At 43.8% G+C, this 17,542-nt stretch carries 16 protein-coding genes and 1 pseudogene; 4 read left to right on the top strand and 13 right to left on the bottom strand.

Features of this window, described 5'->3' with window-relative positions:
- Together FX988_RS00385 and FX988_RS00380 are read right to left on the bottom strand one after the other, a co-directional pair.
- The gene (locus tag FX988_RS00385; protein WP_160177820.1) at positions 1-1,452 is read right to left on the bottom strand and encodes a phosphomannomutase CpsG; all 1,452 of its coding nucleotides are present in this window, start codon (positions 1,450-1,452) and stop codon (positions 1-3) included.
- Between the two features lie 30 nt (positions 1,453-1,482).
- Positions 1,483-2,901, bottom strand: coding sequence for a mannose-1-phosphate guanylyltransferase/mannose-6-phosphate isomerase (locus tag FX988_RS00380; protein WP_160177819.1), 1,419 nt, complete (start codon positions 2,899-2,901; stop codon positions 1,483-1,485).
- 261 nt (positions 2,902-3,162) lie between these two features.
- Here FX988_RS00380 and tcdA point away from each other — a divergent pair, with 261 nt between their 5' ends.
- Positions 3,163-3,960, top strand: a complete 798-nt coding sequence (tcdA, locus tag FX988_RS00375; RefSeq protein ID WP_160177818.1) for a tRNA cyclic N6-threonylcarbamoyladenosine(37) synthase TcdA — start codon at positions 3,163-3,165, stop codon at positions 3,958-3,960.
- Positions 3,961-3,986: 26 nt separating this feature from the next.
- On the opposite strand, the gene FX988_RS00370 is transcribed toward tcdA, so the two are convergent.
- A complete protein-coding gene (locus tag FX988_RS00370) occupies positions 3,987-4,682 on the bottom strand; it encodes a hypothetical protein (protein ID WP_160182045.1) in 696 nt (231 codons plus the stop codon).
- A gap of 125 nt (positions 4,683-4,807) precedes the next feature.
- On the opposite strand from FX988_RS00370, the gene FX988_RS00365 reads away from it, so the two are divergent.
- Together FX988_RS00365 and FX988_RS00360 are read left to right on the top strand one after the other, a co-directional pair.
- Positions 4,808-5,713, top strand: a complete 906-nt coding sequence (locus FX988_RS00365; RefSeq protein WP_160177817.1) for a LysR family transcriptional regulator — start codon at positions 4,808-4,810, stop codon at positions 5,711-5,713.
- A gap of 23 nt (positions 5,714-5,736) precedes the next feature.
- On the top strand, positions 5,737-6,150 hold the full coding sequence (locus tag FX988_RS00360) for a hypothetical protein (RefSeq protein ID WP_160177816.1): 414 nt from the start codon (positions 5,737-5,739) through the stop codon (positions 6,148-6,150).
- Positions 6,151-6,229: 79 nt separating this feature from the next.
- Here the strand turns inward: FX988_RS00360 and FX988_RS00355 are convergent, their stop codons facing one another.
- The 10 genes and pseudogenes from FX988_RS00355 to FX988_RS00310 form a co-directional block, all read right to left on the bottom strand.
- Positions 6,230-6,697: a DUF2919 family protein gene (locus FX988_RS00355; RefSeq protein WP_160177815.1), complete on the bottom strand. Its 468-nt coding sequence runs from the start codon at positions 6,695-6,697 to the stop codon at positions 6,230-6,232.
- 21 nt (positions 6,698-6,718) lie between these two features.
- Positions 6,719-7,150 carry a GNAT family N-acetyltransferase gene (locus tag FX988_RS00350; RefSeq protein WP_160177814.1) on the bottom strand — a complete coding sequence of 144 codons (432 nt, stop codon included), beginning with the start codon at positions 7,148-7,150 and terminating at the stop codon, positions 6,719-6,721.
- Entirely contained in the window at positions 7,151-8,929 is a 1,779-nt protein-coding gene (locus FX988_RS00345) for a GGDEF domain-containing protein (protein WP_160177813.1), read from the bottom strand.
- A 158-nt stretch (positions 8,930-9,087) separates the two neighbouring features.
- A complete protein-coding gene (locus FX988_RS00340) occupies positions 9,088-10,086 on the bottom strand; it encodes a D-cysteine desulfhydrase family protein (RefSeq protein WP_160177812.1) in 999 nt (332 codons plus the stop codon).
- Between the two features lie 29 nt (positions 10,087-10,115).
- Positions 10,116-10,778: pseudogene (locus FX988_RS00335) on the bottom strand (SDR family oxidoreductase).
- 51 nt (positions 10,779-10,829) lie between these two features.
- Positions 10,830-11,591 (bottom strand): 3-deoxy-manno-octulosonate cytidylyltransferase, encoded by a 762-nt coding sequence (gene kdsB / locus FX988_RS00330; RefSeq protein WP_007991542.1) that lies wholly within the window; start codon positions 11,589-11,591, stop codon positions 10,830-10,832.
- 12 nt (positions 11,592-11,603) lie between these two features.
- Entirely contained in the window at positions 11,604-11,807 is a 204-nt protein-coding gene (locus FX988_RS00325) for a Trm112 family protein (RefSeq protein WP_160177811.1), read from the bottom strand.
- Positions 11,808-11,819: 12 nt separating this feature from the next.
- Positions 11,820-12,803, bottom strand: coding sequence for a tetraacyldisaccharide 4'-kinase (gene lpxK / locus FX988_RS00320; protein WP_160177810.1), 984 nt, complete (start codon positions 12,801-12,803; stop codon positions 11,820-11,822).
- Complete coding sequence (gene msbA / locus FX988_RS00315) at positions 12,800-14,557, bottom strand: lipid A export permease/ATP-binding protein MsbA (protein ID WP_160177809.1); 1,758 nt, start codon at positions 14,555-14,557, stop codon at positions 12,800-12,802. Before msbA ends, lpxK begins: the two co-directional genes overlap by 4 nt.
- A 95-nt stretch (positions 14,558-14,652) precedes the next feature.
- Positions 14,653-16,941 (bottom strand): DNA internalization-related competence protein ComEC/Rec2, encoded by a 2,289-nt coding sequence (locus FX988_RS00310; protein ID WP_160177808.1) that lies wholly within the window; start codon positions 16,939-16,941, stop codon positions 14,653-14,655.
- 49 nt (positions 16,942-16,990) lie between these two features.
- Here FX988_RS00310 and FX988_RS00305 point away from each other — a divergent pair, with 49 nt between their 5' ends.
- The gene (locus FX988_RS00305) at positions 16,991-17,536 is read left to right on the top strand and encodes a DUF2062 domain-containing protein (protein WP_160177807.1); all 546 of its coding nucleotides are present in this window, start codon (positions 16,991-16,993) and stop codon (positions 17,534-17,536) included.
- The last annotated feature ends 6 nt before the right edge of the window (positions 17,537-17,542 follow it).

Genomic DNA, 17,542 nt, shown 5'->3' with positions numbered 1-17,542 from the left:
CTAATTCTTTTTAAGTATTTCTAATAACTCTTTCGTTTTAGCCTGCATGAGTTGTATGTCACCTTGTGACTCTACATTTAATCTTACAACCGGTTCAGTATTAGACTTACGTAAGTTGAAACGCCAGTTTTCAAACTCTAAGCCAATACCATCGGTGTAATCCACAACTGTCGCTTGCTCCTCGTATGTCTGCAAAATATTAGCAATTGCAGCATCGGGATCCGCTAATGTAGAGTTAATTTCACCTGATGATGGAAAAGCAGCGATCCGTTGAGCGACCATCTCCGATAGTGGTTTATTCTGCAAGCAAAGTAATTCAGCGACTAGCAACCAAGGGATCATACCCGAATCACAATAAGCAAAATCACGAAAGTAGTGATGCGCACTCATTTCTCCGCCATACACTGCATCGTCTGCTCGCATCCGCTCTTTGATAAACGCGTGGCCCGTTTTACTTTTTATTGGCACACCACCGGCAGATTTAACGATATCCTCTGTGTTCCAATAAACCCGAGGATCATAAATAATTTTTGCACCGGGATCTTTTTCCAAAAACGCTTGAGCAAGCAAACCAACTATGTAGTACCCCTCAACAAAATCACCTTTCTCATCAAATAAGAAACAACGATCAAAGTCTCCGTCCCATGCTATTCCCATATTTGCTTGTTGTTGAATTACGGCATTAGCGGTATCGGCTCGGCTTTCGGGTAACAGTGGGTTTGGTATTCCATTAGGAAACTTGCCGTCAGGCTCATGATGAATTTTAACAAATTCAATGGGCACACCCTTTTCTATGAAGGCTGCTTCAATCGCATCGAGCGCTTTTCCGGCGGCGCCATTTCCAGCATTAACCACCAACTTTAAAGGCGTGAAGTTGTCGCAATTAACATAGCTTTGCATATGTTCAACATAAGCATCCATGATAGATACAAGCTGATATTGACCACTGGCCTGTAACTTTACAGTCGAAATACTACATTTACCTTGAATAAAATCATCTGCGCTAACACGCTTTTGGGAATATTTTGCTAAACCAGCTTCGACTTCGCTCTCAGTGTAGCTTTCAGCCAACGCTTGCACTGCAAATAATCCGGTGTCTCCACTAACGGGACGAGAGCCTTCTTTGACCAACTTCATACCATTGTAGTCAATTGGGTTGTGACTTGCCGTTACTTCAATACCACCATCAACGCCTAAATGCTTAGTCGCGAAATAAATCTCTTCTGTTCCCGTCATGCCTAAGTCACTGACGGTAGCACCACCGTCAAGCAATCCTGCTGACAAGGCAAGTTTGAGCGGCTCAGACGTCAAACGAACGTCGCCACCGACAACCACAGTTTTTGCACTAAAATGCTCTGCGAAGGCGCGGCCTATTCGATAGGCTACGGTTTCATCTAACTGCTCGACAAGCTTGCCGCGTATATCGTAAGCTTTAAAACAGGTAATTTTCATTGATAACTCCTCATCAATTCTGTTTGCAAATTAGGATTCGACGCGACCATAACGGTCAGAAAAACGCACAATATCGTCTTCGCCTAAATACGTACCTGACTGCACTTCGATAAGCTCCAATGGAATTTTCCCTGGATTTTCCAAGGCGTGAATAACCCCTACCGGTATATAAGTGGACTGGTTTTCGCATAGCAATAAGGTTTCATCACCGTTAGTCACTTTAGCGGTACCTGCTACGACTATCCAATGCTCAGCTCTATGGTGGTGCATTTGCACAGAAAGTTTCTCTCCTGGCTTCACGGTAATGCGCTTCACCTGGAAACGCTCCCCGTTATCAATAGAGTCATAGCTTCCCCAAGGACGGAATACTTCACGATGAAATTCAAACTCTGGGCGTTTTTCCGCTTTGAGCTTATTGACCACATTTTTGATGTTCTGCACTTTATCTTTATGCGCCACTAAGACAGCGTCTTTGGTTTCCACCACCACAACATCATCTAGCCCTACAACTGAAATGAGGCGCTGCTCAGCATTAATATAACTATTGTGCACGTCATCTAATATGGCATCGCCGATAATCACATTCTGATTGTCATCTTTTTCTTTTGCTGTTTCCCATAGTGAGGACCAACTACCTACGTCACTCCACCCTGCATCTAAAGGAACAACGGCCGCTGCGTTAGTTTTTTCCATAACAGCATAATCTATGGAATCATCAGGACAGGTAGCAAAAATATCACTATCGACTCGCACGAACTCTAAATCTGGCGCTTCTGTGGCAATGGCGCGCTTACATATATCTAACATGTCAGGGGCGTACTTCTCCAGCTCTTCTAAATAACGGCTCGCTTTAAACAAAAACATACCGCTATTCCAGAAATAATTACCAGAGTCCACATACTGTTTAGCCGTTGCTGCATCGGGTTTTTCGACAAATTCAGCCACATCAAAGCCCACTTCAGCTTCTAGCACCTTATCGCCGCTGCGGATATAGCCGTATCCTGTGTGCGCACTATCAGGAACAATACCAAATGTGACAAGTTTACCCTGCTCTGCCAATACTTCGGCTTGGGCAATCGCTTTATGAAACGCCTTGTTATCATTGATTAGGTGATCAGCTGCTAACACTAGTAAAGTTGGATCTTCCCCCTTTAAAGAAGCATGCAAAGCAGCAAGTGCAATAGCAGGTGCTGTGTTACGGCCCATTGGCTCTAAAAGAATCCCGCCGTGTTGTATATCTTGCTGACGTAGCTGTTCAGCGACAAGAAAGCGATGTGAATCGTTACAGATTACAATTGGCTTTTCAGCTTGTGTGCCCTCCAGACGCGCGACAGTATCTTGTAGCATGGTCAAATTCGACGTTAAGCGTAAAAACTGCTTAGGCAATGCCGCACGAGATTTAGGCCATAAACGGCTTCCGCTACCACCGGCTAAAACAACTGGTTTCATTTCACTTTCCTTTATAATTTCTGAATCTTGGACGACTTTATTTTTCGTGTGCAAATAGTATTAAAAGCACCATACTTATTCAATCACTGTGCCATTTATATTACGCTCAACAAATAAAATCTGACTTTGTGCTTTAAAATTCTCCATTTTTCCAGAGATAGAAAAATAACAAGGGTAAAAACTCGTGAAATGAGGTTGTAAACAAGCTTCTGTGCCCTGATATACTCCCCGTTTAAACTTAGATGCGGTTTCCCTTTTATTATGAGTCAATTTTCACAGCGCTTCGGCGGCACACAAAGGTTATATGGTGTAAACGAAACACAAATATTGCGAAATTCACATGTGTGCGTGGTCGGTATCGGTGGCGTTGGTTCATGGGTGGCAGAAGGATTAGCAAGAAGTGCTGTAGGCCATATCACCTTAATTGATTTAGACGATATTTGTGTCACCAATACCAACAGGCAAATTCATGCACTGCAAAACACAGTAGGCGAAGCAAAAGTCGATGCTATGCGCGAGAGAATTTTGCAAATAAATCCCGAGTGTCAAGTTGATGTCATCGAGGACTTTGTCACCCCAGACAATGCTAAAGAGCTGCTTAATAAAAGTATGAGTTACGTGGTCGAGGCAACAGACAGCGTTAAAGCCAAAGCCGCCATGGTGGCTCATTGTAAACGCAATAAAATTCCGATCATTACAGTCGGCGGCGCCGGCGGTCAGATCGACCCGACACAGATTGCAGTAGCAGATCTAGCCAAAACAATTCAAGACCCATTAGCCGCTAAACTGCGCTATATTTTGCGCAAAGAATACGGTTTTACCACCAATTCAAAGCGCCGCTTTGCAATCGAATGTGTCTTTTCAACAGAGCAATTGCGCTACCCTCAAGACGATGGTTCCGTGTGTCAGACAAAGAATTTAGCCGATGGCAGTGTAAAACTAGATTGCAATAACGGATTTGGCGCGTCTGTCGCCGTTACGGCGACATTCGGTTTCGTGGCTACAGCAAGGGTTATTCACAGAATAATAGAGAGAGCAAAGAAAACACCAGCATCATAAATGCCAGCGCTTAGACCTAGGTAGAATCATTGTTGATAGTTTCTGTAGTCTAGATAGAGACAGAGCAACAACCAAATAGAGAGGATTGCCAATAAAATAGAGGTGTTTTCTGCCAGTTGTAACACTTGCTCACTTAACGTCGACGTGGCAAAAATCAGCAGTAAGTAGTAAGGTAAATTTAGCAATCCGGCAAACCAAACGATCTTAAAAGCGCGGTTTTGCTCTCCTTGTTTGAACATGTAAAACGCCAATGAATTAATGTGGATCATGGCGATAAGTAGATACTTAAGTGAGTATGACGTGCGAGCACGGGGTTGTTGTTCTCCCCCTTCCCTGTTCATGCTTCGCGTGCCTTCTTTCATCTCTTCGTCGGCGGGATGAGCCGTTTGCGCAAAGCGCTGGCCAAGAAAATAGTTGATCACCGAGCCAAGGGTCGCCCCCAAGACCATACACAAAGTCAGAGATAGAATGTCTGTCCACTCAGGTTTAGCTAACACCACGAGCAAAACAGCAAAAAATTGACCTGGAAAATAAAATCCCACATATACTATCGATTCAGCCAGAATAATGATTAAAATCAATACGTAGATGTGATCTTCAAATGCCATTTTGAGTTGCTCAAGCATGAGCATACCAGTAGGTACAATGTCCAATGTGATCAGCAAAGACATAATGCAAATCGATAAAATTGCCGAAAGAGGTAGTAACGAGTGATAGCGCATAGCGTCAGAAATTGAACATAGAATGAATAAATTACGCCAAAGCAGCGTTTTAAGATCAATCTGAGTTGTTTTTAGCGCCAACTCTCCCTAGCATAGACCTATTCTTTCGAAAAAATAGAAATCTAATGTATCGTGCGAAAACAACCATTGAACAATGGCGTATTTTACAAGCAGTTGTCGATTTTGGTGGCTATGCCCACGCCGCGAATCACTTGAATAAAAGCCAATCATCATTAAATCACGCCGTCGCCAAACTGCAAGATCAACTTGACGTAAAACTGCTAGAAGTTAAAGGACGAAAAGCGTTTCTAACAGAAGCCGGTGAGGTTATGCTGCGTCGTTCTCGTCATCTCACTCAAAATGTGCGAGATTTAGAAGAGTTAGCAGCGAACATTAACCAGGATTGGGAGCCCGAAATTACCATAGCAGTGGACTTAGCCTACCCTAAAAAGTTTTTGTACCCAGCGCTGAAAACCTTTTATCCAGCGAGTCGTGGCAGTCGACTACGTATTATAGAGACGGTGCTAACCGGCACAGAAGAAGCAATAACCGAGGGCTGGGCAGATTTGGTCATTTCGCCAATGATGCCACGAGGTTTTTTAGGCGAGCCAATTGCAGAATGTTCACTGCATCCAGTATGCCATCCACAGCACGAATTAGCGTCACTTGAGGGACCCGTTGATCTAAATGACTTGCAGCAACACTTACAACTTGTCATTAAAGATACGTCTAAAACCCCCAACGAAAAACAAGGCTGGTTAAAATCAGAACAACGCTGGACAGTGAGCTCGTTTGAGACAGCAATAGATTTATTGCTTGAAAATATTGGTTTTTGCTGGCTTCCTGACTTTATTATCGCCCATCTGGTTGCTGACAAATCGTTACACCGTTTAGCCATTAAAGGCAGTAGCTTGCGCCCGGTGATATGCTATGTTGTAAAACCAAAGCCTGATTCCTGTGGCCCAGGTACCAATTTGCTATATCAAACACTTATTCAGCAAAGCGCTTTTAACACCTCATTTCAAGAATAATAACGTCAAATTCGGAGACCGACATGCAAATGACCCAAGAAGAACTCACCCAACTGATGATCGATAGCGCCCAGAACGCTATAGAGACAACGAAGCAAGAATTTGGTGTTATATTAGATGAAACAGAGCAAAGCCTATCCTTGGTGGACGATGTTATTTTAAACTGGTTAGGAAAGTATGAATCTCAAGCGTTGGAAGATAATGCCGTATTTACCATTTGTAATATCTATGGAGCCTATGTAGGTGAGCTGTTCCGCAATAAGGTAGGAGGCTTTTGGAAATACGATGAGTCTGACAAAAGCGCGCCTTATGTGGTGCTAGAGTATTCAGGAAGCACCTACGCGTTTGCGGGCATATGTTATCAGCGTCTGGTAAATGACAGTCAAGTTAGCGTGAAAAACTACTTTGAACATGCGGTGGCAAACAACCTTCAGTAATAGGTTTTAATAACTGCTTGAGTACGATAGCGCTTGAGCAGTTAAGTTGACATTCTAATGACCTGGCAGAAATGCAGATCTATTCTTTCGCCCAATCTTGGGCCATTAATCTAAGATGAAGATTCTTTTTTACCCAGTACAGATAAATACAATCCAACAGCAGTGTTAACGCAACAAGCCAAGAAAACTCCCAGTGCTGCTTAAACGCCATAGACACATGAAAGCCAATATCCGATATCAGACTTAACATGACTAAAGGCACGATGGCTTGAAACACACATCGAGCTCGGGAATGCCATAATTTAGTTCGAAAACTGATCAGTAACGCTACTAGCAACGCTGGAAATGCTATTCCCAAGCTAAGGTAAAAATAATAATTATCCGGATAAAAGAGTGTTAATAACGCCCCGCTGTCTTGACGAAACGTCAGTGATGCTACAAACACCCAGAAAGGTCGACAAAGGTAAAACAAGCACCATAAAAATGAAGTGGAGGGTTTAATTCGCCCTGCTTCGTCGTAATATTTTAGCGGTAACAATAAACGCATAAGTTGAGACTTTTCGGCTTTCTAAAGCACTTTAGTAAAGTGATGGCTGGCAATAATGAAACCTGCTTGCAAATAAAATTTATGGGCTAAAAAGCGCTGCACGCCTGAATCAAGATGTATCTGAGCGCAACCCATACTCTTTGCGTAGTGTTCCAACCAATTCAGCATTTCAGCCCCAACGCCTTTGGAGCGCATATTTTCGTCTGTGACTAAATCATCCACATAAAGATGTTTGCCCCAGGCTAATTTGCTACCTATCCAAAAGCCAGCGAGTCCACATATTTTCCCTGCACACTCTCCTTTGAGTAATTGATACCCTTGGCGTTGCTGCAACAGAACCTGTTCAATAAATTGTCCCTTTGTCAAATGGGGGCGAAGCTGCTGCATTAATGGCTGACAAAGCGCTATTTGCGCCTCTGTATCCACAAGCATCAACGAAATCGATTGTGACATTTACGCTTCCTCGTTAGGAAACGAACCGCGCATATCTGCTAGCACATCATCAATATCAGACAGCCCCTCAACGGATAAATAAACACTGAGCTGGCTTTCTATATTTTCTTGTTGGCCAGCTTTGGTCATAAAGTGGGAATCATCCAGTGCGTTTTGCACGCGCTCGAATGATTCTAGCGCCAAGGATTCATCAATATTACGCAAACACACTACAAATTGGTCGTTACCCAAACGTCCAATAATATCTTCCTCTCTGGTGACTTTGCGCAAACTCACCGACGCTGATTGCAGTGCACGCTCTGCTGCTATGTGTCCGTATTTAGCTGTTATTCGTCGGATATGACTAATTTCAATTAAGGCTAAAGCATTTGTTCGACTACTATGGGCTTGGGGCAAACGACGTATCAATGCAATGACCGCTCTTTCATTAAGCAAACCCGTTAATGGGTCCGTGCTAACGCGCCTGATGTAGCGCTTAACGACAAAGAAGTAAACCCCAGCAAGTAATAAAATAAACCCTAGCGTTAACATCACGATAGAACGATATTTTTGCGACTCTTGCTCTAATAGCTCGTTCTCAAGAGAGGTAATCTGACCATGTAAGTTTGCTACGCCCAATACTCTACCTGAGCGCTGCTGATCCAAGATTTGTTGCGTGCTTAATTTGGCATACAACCTAAATGTCTTCTCAGCCTTTTCAATATTCTTGGTGTAGAAATAGGCTTGGCTCATGACCCAAAGGTAATCGCGCTTAGCCAAAAAGCGCTTATGCTCTGATTCGCTCATTTGTTCTTGTTGGGTTAAAAACGCATTGACACAGGGTGCATCATCATCATGTATACAGAGCGCGATGGCATATAATTTGGCATTACGATGGATAATAGTACTGCTGACTTTAGGCAGGTAAAAATGCAATTTAAGTAAGCTATTGCGCAAATTTTCATATTCTTCCAAGCGAAAATAGTACCGGCTCTCAGCGTAGTGCAGCCAAGCGTTGGTCAATGGCGTATTTACCTCTACGTTTGCTTGTCTAAATATTTCTATGTTTTGTTTTGCCGCCACAAAATCGCCACTGGCCATATTCGCACTGACTGCACTAATCAGAGTTGCCAGTTGATTACTCGTTGTGTAAACCTCTAGCCCCATGTAGTAGGACTTTAAATACTGCTCGGCGGCTAACTCATTTTGCCCAATGCTGCCATACAATAAACCGATGTTATTGTGAATATGAGCAATAGCAGCCACATCATCTATTTCTACAAATCGCTCTAACAACGCATACAATTTGCCTAATTTAACCGATATATCAGTGGTATCTTGGTTACACACGGTAATTAAACCTAGTTGTGCACTTAAATAAATATCTGAATAACGGTCTCGTGCTAGGTCCTGTGCTTCAGCGTAATATTCGCAACGTTTGGGGTTTTCTTGCACATCAAGAATAAAGCCCGCTTGATAAACAGCCCCAGCATACAAAGCACTGTCTTTATTAATGCTATCGTCATTAAGTAATGTATCAAGAATATCTTGGGCATGGTGATATTGGCCAACACAAATCAAAGAGTGTGATTTAATTAGGCTAAGTCGATCTTTTTGCTCTTTGGCTAAATCTTGGTTGGCTAAGTAGCGATCGAGTGCTGGTGTGATATCACTTTTAGGACAATCGTAGGTTGCCGTTTGTCCAGCGATAATAAATCGCTCTACCTCTTCATTATGATCAGCATAAGCGTAGGACGCACACAGCCAAAACAAGACGTTTACCGCCAACAACGCTTTCACAACATCACCACACTCTTATACTAAAGAAGGAGATAAACCATAGTGCGTCAGAAAAATTTTATCCAGCACTAAATGCCCAGAACTGCACACATATTGTGCAGTTGGACGATAAAACGGAGCCAAACCAGATTACATCGCATTAATTGATTAAAAAACGTTCATCTTGATTGCAACACCTCAGCATAGGAAAAGAGTGCTGGCGCACCACCCGTATGCCAAAATAGTATATTGCTTTCAGCGCAAAAGTGCTCTTTGCGTATCATATCAATTAACCCACCCATAGCACGCCCTGTATACACAGGATCGAGTAAAATACCTTCAAGTTGCGCGCATAACGCGATAGCTTCTCGCTCTAACTCGCCGACTACGCCATAGCCAGCCCCTATGTATTCATCCTTCAATTGAATCTCATCAATATCAGTGGGGTAATCCAGCGACAGGGTATCCGCTGTGTCTTTTATTAAGGTATGTAACTGCGACTTGTAACCATCCTTACCCTGCTCGTTTTTATCAATATTAATGCCAATTATTCGACTGCTTGCGCTGCACATCTCTTTACCTAACACTAAGCCACAATGGGTCGCACCAGAGCTAGAGGCAAATACAATATCGGAGAATTCAGATGGCATTGCGGTATCCTTACACTGTGTGTTTAGCTCATAAAACGCGTTGATGAAGCCCAACGCACCAATAGCATTAGAACCGCCATAGGGCACAACATATGGATTTCGGCCCTGCTCGCGTAACGTAGCCACAATGTTAGGAATGTCTTCACCTTTTCTATTCTCTCCGCTCCAGTGAATATGTGCACCAAAGAGCTGATCAAGCAGTAGATTACCATTTGCCACATTCGGTGCTTGGCCCCCAAGTACTAAATGGCATTCTAGCCCCAGCGTTGCACAGGCCGCTGCAGTTTGTCGACAGTGGTTTGATTGCGCAGCGCCAGCGGTAATAATGCAATCGCTATCATTTCCTAACGCGTCGGCCAGTAAGTATTCAAGTTTCCGTGTTTTATTACCACCTAAAGCTAACCCGGTTAGATCATCGCGCTTGATATAAATCTGTGGGCCACCTAAATAGGCAGACAAGCGGGATAGTTTATGAATGGGCGTCGGAAATACCCCCAAGTGAATTTTTTTAAGCGTACTTGGTACCATAAACGTTTCCTATGACACGTAATGAATGCTTACCAAGGGAGTATTTCACCATTGGCGTGATAAAAAGAGCCGCTGTCGGCGAGCGTTAGCTGGTTGATGCGTTGAATTATTCGAGCACTAGCCTCTTGAGCTGATACGTCACCACCGTAATTAACCATTTCTGTTTGCACATAGCCAGGGTGAAATAACCCTACAGCAATACCGGCTGGTTTAAGGTCGTGAGCAAGAGACACGCCAGCCATATTAAGTGCGGCTTTAGACATACGATAGCCGTAGTATCCACCTGACGTATTATCAGTCATAGAGCCCATTCGGCTGGTGATCAAAGCGACTTTGCTACCGGCAACAAGCTGATCTTTGAGTAATTGAGTCACTAAAAGGGGGCCCATCGCATTAACCAAAAATTGTTGTTCAATGGTGTTAGGCGACTAATCATCTATAGATTCATTTGCCAACACACCTGCGTTGTTAATCAGCAGATCGATTTTCACCCCGTTGAGCCTTTCAAGGGCTAACGGCAGCGAATGAGGATTACCCACATCAACCTTGTCAATTACCTGAGCTCCGCTTGCGGTCAACGTATCAGAGGTATTTCTACACAATGCAAATACCTGGTGCCCTTGGGCTAAATAATGTTTAACAAACTCAAGTCCAATTCCACGATTTGCACCGGTGATAACGACGTTAATCATAATTGCTCTCCTGTATCTGATAGAGGCGAACAACGTATCGCGTTCGCTTTACTACTGAAGACTTGGGTCAGCCAAAATCCGTTTCAAGTCTTCCGGCGTATCAATCCCTGCGGGGGGAGTCTTGCGGGCGATATCCACATGAATTTTTTCACCATGCCACAACACCCTCAACTGCTCTAAGGATTCAATTTGCTCTAGCCCTGAGGGAGACATGTTCACATACTGCTTGATAAAACCAGCGCGATAAGCATAAATCCCCACGTGACGAAGATAGTAATCGCCAATTTCGTCAATGATATCCTCGTCTAAAAAGCGAGCTCTGTCATAAGGTATAGTCGCTCGAGTGAAATACATGGCGTAGCCTTGTTTATCCAATACTACTTTAACGGCATTGGGGTTAAACGCCTCTTCTACGTCTACAATTTTTACCGCTAACGTCGCCATCTCAGCTTGTTGGTGGTGATGTAAATTTTCCGCTACTTGTTGTATATTTTCAGCGGGAATAAAGGGCTCGTCACCTTGCACATTGACCACAATTTCTTGGGCTAACATGTCTTGCATCTCCACCACTTCAGCTAATCGCTCTGTACCTGATTCATGGTGGGCTCCAGTCATGCAATACCGCCCACCAAAATCACTTACTACCTTGGCTATGCGGGCGTCATCAGTGGCTACGATAACGTTTGATGCTCCCGACTCAATGGCTCGTTGATAAACATGTTGCACCATAGGCTTTCCGTTGATCTCAACAAGTGGCTTGCCCGGAAATCGGCTGGATGCATAACGCGCAGGAATAATAACGTTAAAGTTCATGTAGCAACCTTTCTATGTGATTTTTTCTAATTCTTCACTTGATAGCGCCTGTGCTTCTGCTTCTAGTAGCACAGGAATATTTTGTTCAATTGGATAAGCTAAACGATCTAGGCGACACACTAGGCGTTCGTTACCATCGGCATCTTTATTTAAAATCAGCGGCCCTTTACACACAGGACAAGCTACTATTTCGAGCAATTTTTTATCAAACGCCATGTTAATCTCACTTTACTTTACGTTGCGTAATTTCGTTAATAATTGTTGTTCAAACTCGTTTTCAATTTTGGCATCTACGGGTAAATACCACCAATCATCATGAGCGAATTCTCGGCATTTGACCGCGTCTTTTTCGGTCATTAAAACCCGCTCATTTGGAAGGTCACTGGCTTGAAACGCGTGATGATCGACAAAACTTAAGCAGTTCTTCATAACGACTTGGTATTGCCCCAATAACCGAAAAAATCGCTCTGGGTGACCTATTCCAGCAGCAGCAACAACGGGCGAGTCAAGCGCATCAAGAGCAAGACGTTGCTTTGGATTTTTGAGATTCACCAAATCACCTGGAGTAAGGGTCATAAGATACTCGCCTTCTTTGCTCTGCTCTCCATTAACGACTACAAAATCGACTGTTTTTAAGCGCGCTTCTGATTCACGTAACGGGCCTGATGGTAACAAAAAATGATTTCCTGTTCGTCGCTTGCCGTCCATTACGACGATTTCTATGTCTCTTTTTAGCGCATAATGCTGCAGCCCGTCATCACAAATGATCACATCACATTGATGCTCGGTGATTAGGTGCTCGGCCCCTCGTGCTCTAACTGGGTCAACTACCATAGGACAATGAATGCGTTGTCGCATTAGCACCGGTTCGTCCCCCACTTCACTTGGTAGACTTGCCGATGTGACACTACACGGGTATACCGCACTATTGCCGCCATATCCTCTGCTTAGTACCCCTGGACGATAACCATTCGCTTGTAAAAAATCAGCTAAGTGCACAACAAGAGGTGTTTTACCATTGCCGCCTACGCTAATATTGCCCACGATAATCACAGGGGCTGATAGCTTGACAGATGCTTTCAGGCCAAGAGAAAAAGCCAGTCGACGAAGGGTGGAAAGTGCCCAAAACAAAACTGTAAGAGGCAGCAATACAATTATCCCCGGCCATTTAAACCACGGGCGCTGATACCAGATGCGCTCTATCCATCTCACGCGACAGTTTGCCCGTCACCAAATTGCAATTTATGCAACTGGGCGTATGCGCCATCTTTAGATAGCAAAGACGCATGGTTCCCTTGCTCTAAAATACGGCCTTTTTCAATAACTAAAATTTGATCTGCACTTTCTATTGTCGATAGTCGGTGGGCCACAACAATGCTCGTACGGTCTTGTTGTAAGGTTTCTAGAGCATCCTGGATTAATCGCTCTGATTCAGTATCAAGTGCCGATGTCGCTTCATCAAGAATGAGTACAGGAGCATCCAATAACACCGCTCGAGCGATCGCCAAGCGTTGACGCTGCCCACCAGAGAGCATCAAACCATTTTCACCGATTAGGGTTTCCATACCATTAGGTAATTGCTCTATAAACTCCATAGCATGGGCCGTTTTCGCGGCGGCTAATACTTGTTCAGGTGTCACACGCCCCTCAGAGCCATAAGCGATATTATTGGCAATGGTGTCGTTAAACAGAGTGACGTGCTGAGAAACTAGCGCAAACTGGCGACGTAAATCCTTTAATTTAAACTCCTCTAAAGGCACATCATCCAGCAGAATTGAACCCTGCTGAGGGTCATAAAAGCGTGTTAACAAGCTTGATATGGTGGATTTACCACTACCAGAGCGCCCAACTAACGCAAAGGTTTTTCCTGGCTCAACGGTAAAAGACATATCCGATAACGCCGCTTCTTCTTTGTTCGGATAATGAAAGGTGACGTTTTTAAACGCTAATTTTCCGTCAGCTTTATCAAGCGCTTTACTGCCAGTGTCTTTTTCAATGGCATTGTCTAATACCGAAAAAATACTCACACACGCCGCCATGCCTTTTTGAAACTCACTGTTTACCGTAGTAAGTTGTTTAAGAGGTTTAAGCAACATGGTCATAGCGACCACTACCGTGACAAAGGTACCTGGGGTTAAATCGGTGATGAAATTCGGTTTACTTGAGATATACAGCACAACCGCAAGAGCGACCGAGGCAATCACCTGAATCGACGATACGCTTAAGATTTGTGCGATCACCAATTTCATATTTTGCTGACGATTATTATTATTCTTCTTGGCAAAACGTGACGCTTCTAAATCTTGGCCGCCAAACATCAACACCACTTTATGGCCTTTAATGATTTGCTCTGCTGATGAGGTTAAATTTCCCATCGCTTTCTGAATATTTTTACTCACCAACCGAAAGCGCTTGCTCACAGTCGATACGATCATCGCCACAAGCGGTCCAATCAAAATAAACACCAACGACAATTGCCATGAATGATAGAACATCCAAAATAGCAAGCCAAAGACCAAGGCCCCTTCTCTGACTAGGGTTAAAAATGCTTTGCCAGCAGCACCTGCGACTTGTTCCGTATCGTAAATTACCTTTGAAATAAGCTGACCAGAAGGATGATGATCGTGGAAAGATACTGGCAAATGCATGTATTGATGAAATAATTGCTCACGCATCTTCATTACCACCTGGCTTGATATCCAAGACAAGGTATAGGTGCCCATGAAGTTAAATATCCCCCTTGCAATGAATACAGGTATCACGAAATAGGCAGCTAAGCGCAAATAATCGTAATCCCATTTTCCTCCATTGCCGTCGATAATGGGTTGTAGCAGAGAGATGACATACGCATCAATAAGCGAATATCCCACCATGCCAATAATGGCTACACCGAAAGCGAGCTTGAAATCTTTAAGATAAACGGCGAAGCGTTTGAATACATTTTGTGTCGGTAAAGTATGAGTCATGAAGGCGTTAGAATTCGACTTAGTTAAGGTTACACTGGGATATTGTAACTGTTGGGGTGAAAATCCCCAACTATCAATTATTTAATGTTCGCTTTTCAATCAATTGTTTGATTTGCGTACCAATATGGGTAGATATCTTGGCGAAATGTATGTACGTCAACCGAACCTGAATCAACGGTTATCTGTACTTGCCCGTGCTCAGAGGTCCGATACATCTTGGGGCTAACCTGTTGGTAGCGTTCAACTACGGCCTCTTTTGGAAATCCCCAACGGTTCATATAGCCCTGACTAAAAATCACCTGTTGAGGCATCACTTTTTGTATAAACTCCAACGACGACGAGGTGTTGCTACCATGATGGGGCGCAATGACAACATTGGACTGTAACGCGCTGCCATAGCCTGCAACGAGTGTTGCTTCGATTGTTGCATCTATATCGCCCGGCAGTAGCAAGCTGTAGTTTCCATCAGTGATCTTCAGGACACAAGATCCATTGTTATCATTGTACCATTGCGGCTCGTCAGGCCATAGGACCAAAATAGTTAGCCCTTGCCAACTTAGTTGCTGGCCTTGTCTACAAACGTCATTTGTGGTGTAAACATGTTTAATCACTATCTTTTCGCGCAGCATTGGCAAACTTCCACTGTGATCGTTGTCAAAGTGGCTAATAAAAAGTGTGTCAACCTGCTTCAATCCTTTGCTGCGTAAAAACGGGATTAACACACTATCGGCCATATTAAAGCCACTAGGATACGCAGCGCCCACATCGTAAACTAAAGCATGATTATTCTTAATCAAAACAGCAGACAACCCCTGCCCCACATCAAGCACATTAATTTGCCAAGCTCGAGAATTTGGCGTGAATGCATAAGTCAATAACGGAAGACAAAACACCACTGGCCATATGCGAGGTACTAACCCTCTTGGTAACAAGATTACTAATGTCGCGATGCTAAAACAGAGCCACACAAACGCGGGTATCGATTGAATAGAATATGCAGCCCCAGGCCATGCCCCCATATCACTTAACCTTTCGAGCAAAAATTGTAACCCCCAATCGATAAGCATCATAAGCTGCGGCCAATAAGGTAGCGACAACAACATCATAATCACTGCGAATAAACACAAAGGGACAATCAGCAACGTCACAATGGGCACCGCAAGCAAATTAATCACAGGGGCGGCAACAGAAATAAATGAAAACTGCCAAGCCACTAATGGCAACATCAACAGGCTTAAAGCCAACTGCAAGCGGCACATTCCAACAAACCAGCCTTTAATCGAAAACTCCTGATGTTGTACAGGCCAACGCCAAAATACGAAGCCGATAATTAATACAGCGCCAAAACTGAGCCAAAAGCTTTGGCCAAATAGACTAAGAGGGAATAACAGAATAAAAGCAGCCACACTTATCAGTAAAATTCGCTTGAAACGCCAATGAATACGACTTAACAATAAACAAGCCGTTAACGCCAGCATTAGCCAAGCTCTTAAAGCAGGTAACCCTAAGCCCGCTAAATAGGCATAGCCCAGTGTAGCGAAAAGCGTAGTAAGCACGCTAATAAAGTAGAAATTTGCATTTTGCGTCTTGGTTAACACTCGGTAACAAAAAAGTAGCGCGCTGGCGATAAACAGATAGCAAAGGCTAGCAACCAGCGCTAAATGTAAACCCGAAATCGCGATTAAGTGGGCAACACCGGTCCGCTGCACAAGGGACCAGTCATCTGGTGTGAGTAGCCCGCGATGTCCCAATGCAAGAGCGGCCAACCACGGCGTTGTTGGTAACTCTAGTTCAATTAAGGCGTCTAGGAGGCGCTGGCGCAGTGTGACCTTACTTGTAAGTAACACGTTGTTTTCATGTGCTTTTACATAACCTGTAGCTGTGATAGCTTGACTAAATAACCACTGCTGATAATGAAAACCGCCTTGATTTGCTAAGCCATGGGGTGGTTTTAACTTCACCCACAGCTGCACCCGTTGACCTTGTTTAACCGGCCATTTGGGTCTAGCCCAGCTAACGCGAATAAGCTTACCCCTCGTCAGTTCTCTACTATCAAGGCTAAAGATAGTCAGGTTAAACCGCGTGCTATTTTCATCATCTATTAAACTTTTTACGTCCCCAGTTACCCATACACCTTGTTTAAAATCATTCTCTTGCAGTTGCCAAGCTTGTTGCCAATGCCCTACACTTGCCATCCAAAAAATACCAAGCAAAGAACAACAGCCTAGAGATTTAATCGTCGCTAAGGTTGAATTATGCGTTGTGAAGCACCAAAGCAGTATGGCAAGGGTTAAAATTATTGGTAGAATGGCCAACGCAGGAAGAGAGGTCCAAATGACAGCCGACATACTTGCTGCAATAAAACTGAAAAGTCTTCCGTCCATAGTGCTTGGCACATCCTATGTATCACCTTTCAACTTATTATAGGGAATCATGCTGAAAAAGTTCATTAAACGCTTTTTACCGGACCATCATAAGATTAAAAAGCAAAAAGCATTGAAGATATTCGGCACCTTGTTGCACGACCCCAATCTTTGGCACCTAAATCGTCGTTCTGCATCTGGCGCCTTTGGGATAGGACTCTTTTTTGCCTTTTGGCCTGTGCCATTTCAAATGTGGTTATCAGCCGGAGCAGCCATACCGCTTAGAGTAAATTTACCTCTGTCGGTCGCCACGGTTTGGATCACAAATCCGTTTACTATGCCGCCGATTTTTTACGGAGCATACTTAGTCGGTGCAACCATTTTAGGCACAGATACCCAAGCCTTCCATTTTCAATTGAGTTGGGACTGGGTTGTGCAAAGCCTCGAAACCATAGGACCCGCATTTTTGCTTGGCTGTGGTGTCTGTTCTGTGTTTTTTGGATTGGCTGGCTATTTCGGACTAAATTACATCTGGCGCTGGTCAGTCGTGAAAGCATGGCAACTTCGCCAAGCTAAATACGCCGCCAAGAAAGCGAAACTAAAGTCCCCCCAATAAAAATAA

The organism is Paraglaciecola mesophila (genome assembly GCF_009906955.1).
Lineage (GTDB): Bacteria > Pseudomonadota > Gammaproteobacteria > Enterobacterales > Alteromonadaceae > Paraglaciecola > Paraglaciecola mesophila_A.
Note: the sequence above shows the minus strand (reverse complement) of the source record. Positions and strands in the feature narration are given on the sequence as shown.

Excerpts from the sequence above, each read along its gene's own strand:
- FX988_RS00360 (WP_160177816.1), top strand. The coding sequence starts at position 5,737 with ATGCAAATGACCCAAGAAGAACTCACCCAACTGATGATCGATAGCGCC.
- FX988_RS00305 (WP_160177807.1), top strand. The coding sequence starts at position 16,991 with ATGCTGAAAAAGTTCATTAAACGCTTTTTACCGGACCATCATAAGATT.
- FX988_RS00385 (WP_160177820.1), bottom strand. The coding sequence starts at position 1,452 with ATGAAAATTACCTGTTTTAAAGCTTACGATATACGCGGCAAGCTTGTC.
- FX988_RS00380 (WP_160177819.1), bottom strand. The coding sequence starts at position 2,901 with ATGAAACCAGTTGTTTTAGCCGGTGGTAGCGGAAGCCGTTTATGGCCT.
- msbA (WP_160177809.1), bottom strand. The coding sequence starts at position 14,557 with ATGACTCATACTTTACCGACACAAAATGTATTCAAACGCTTCGCCGTT.
- FX988_RS00310 (WP_160177808.1), bottom strand. The coding sequence starts at position 16,941 with ATGGACGGAAGACTTTTCAGTTTTATTGCAGCAAGTATGTCGGCTGTC.
- kdsB (WP_007991542.1), bottom strand. The coding sequence starts at position 11,591 with ATGAACTTTAACGTTATTATTCCTGCGCGTTATGCATCCAGCCGATTT.
- FX988_RS00350 (WP_160177814.1), bottom strand. The coding sequence starts at position 7,150 with ATGTCACAATCGATTTCGTTGATGCTTGTGGATACAGAGGCGCAAATA.
- tcdA (WP_160177818.1), top strand. The coding sequence starts at position 3,163 with ATGAGTCAATTTTCACAGCGCTTCGGCGGCACACAAAGGTTATATGGT.
- FX988_RS00370 (WP_160182045.1), bottom strand. The coding sequence starts at position 4,682 with ATGCGCTATCACTCGTTACTACCTCTTTCGGCAATTTTATCGATTTGC.
- FX988_RS00325 (WP_160177811.1), bottom strand. The coding sequence starts at position 11,807 with ATGGCGTTTGATAAAAAATTGCTCGAAATAGTAGCTTGTCCTGTGTGT.
- FX988_RS00340 (WP_160177812.1), bottom strand. The coding sequence starts at position 10,086 with ATGGTACCAAGTACGCTTAAAAAAATTCACTTGGGGGTATTTCCGACG.
- FX988_RS00365 (WP_160177817.1), top strand. The coding sequence starts at position 4,808 with ATGTATCGTGCGAAAACAACCATTGAACAATGGCGTATTTTACAAGCA.
- FX988_RS00355 (WP_160177815.1), bottom strand. The coding sequence starts at position 6,697 with ATGCGTTTATTGTTACCGCTAAAATATTACGACGAAGCAGGGCGAATT.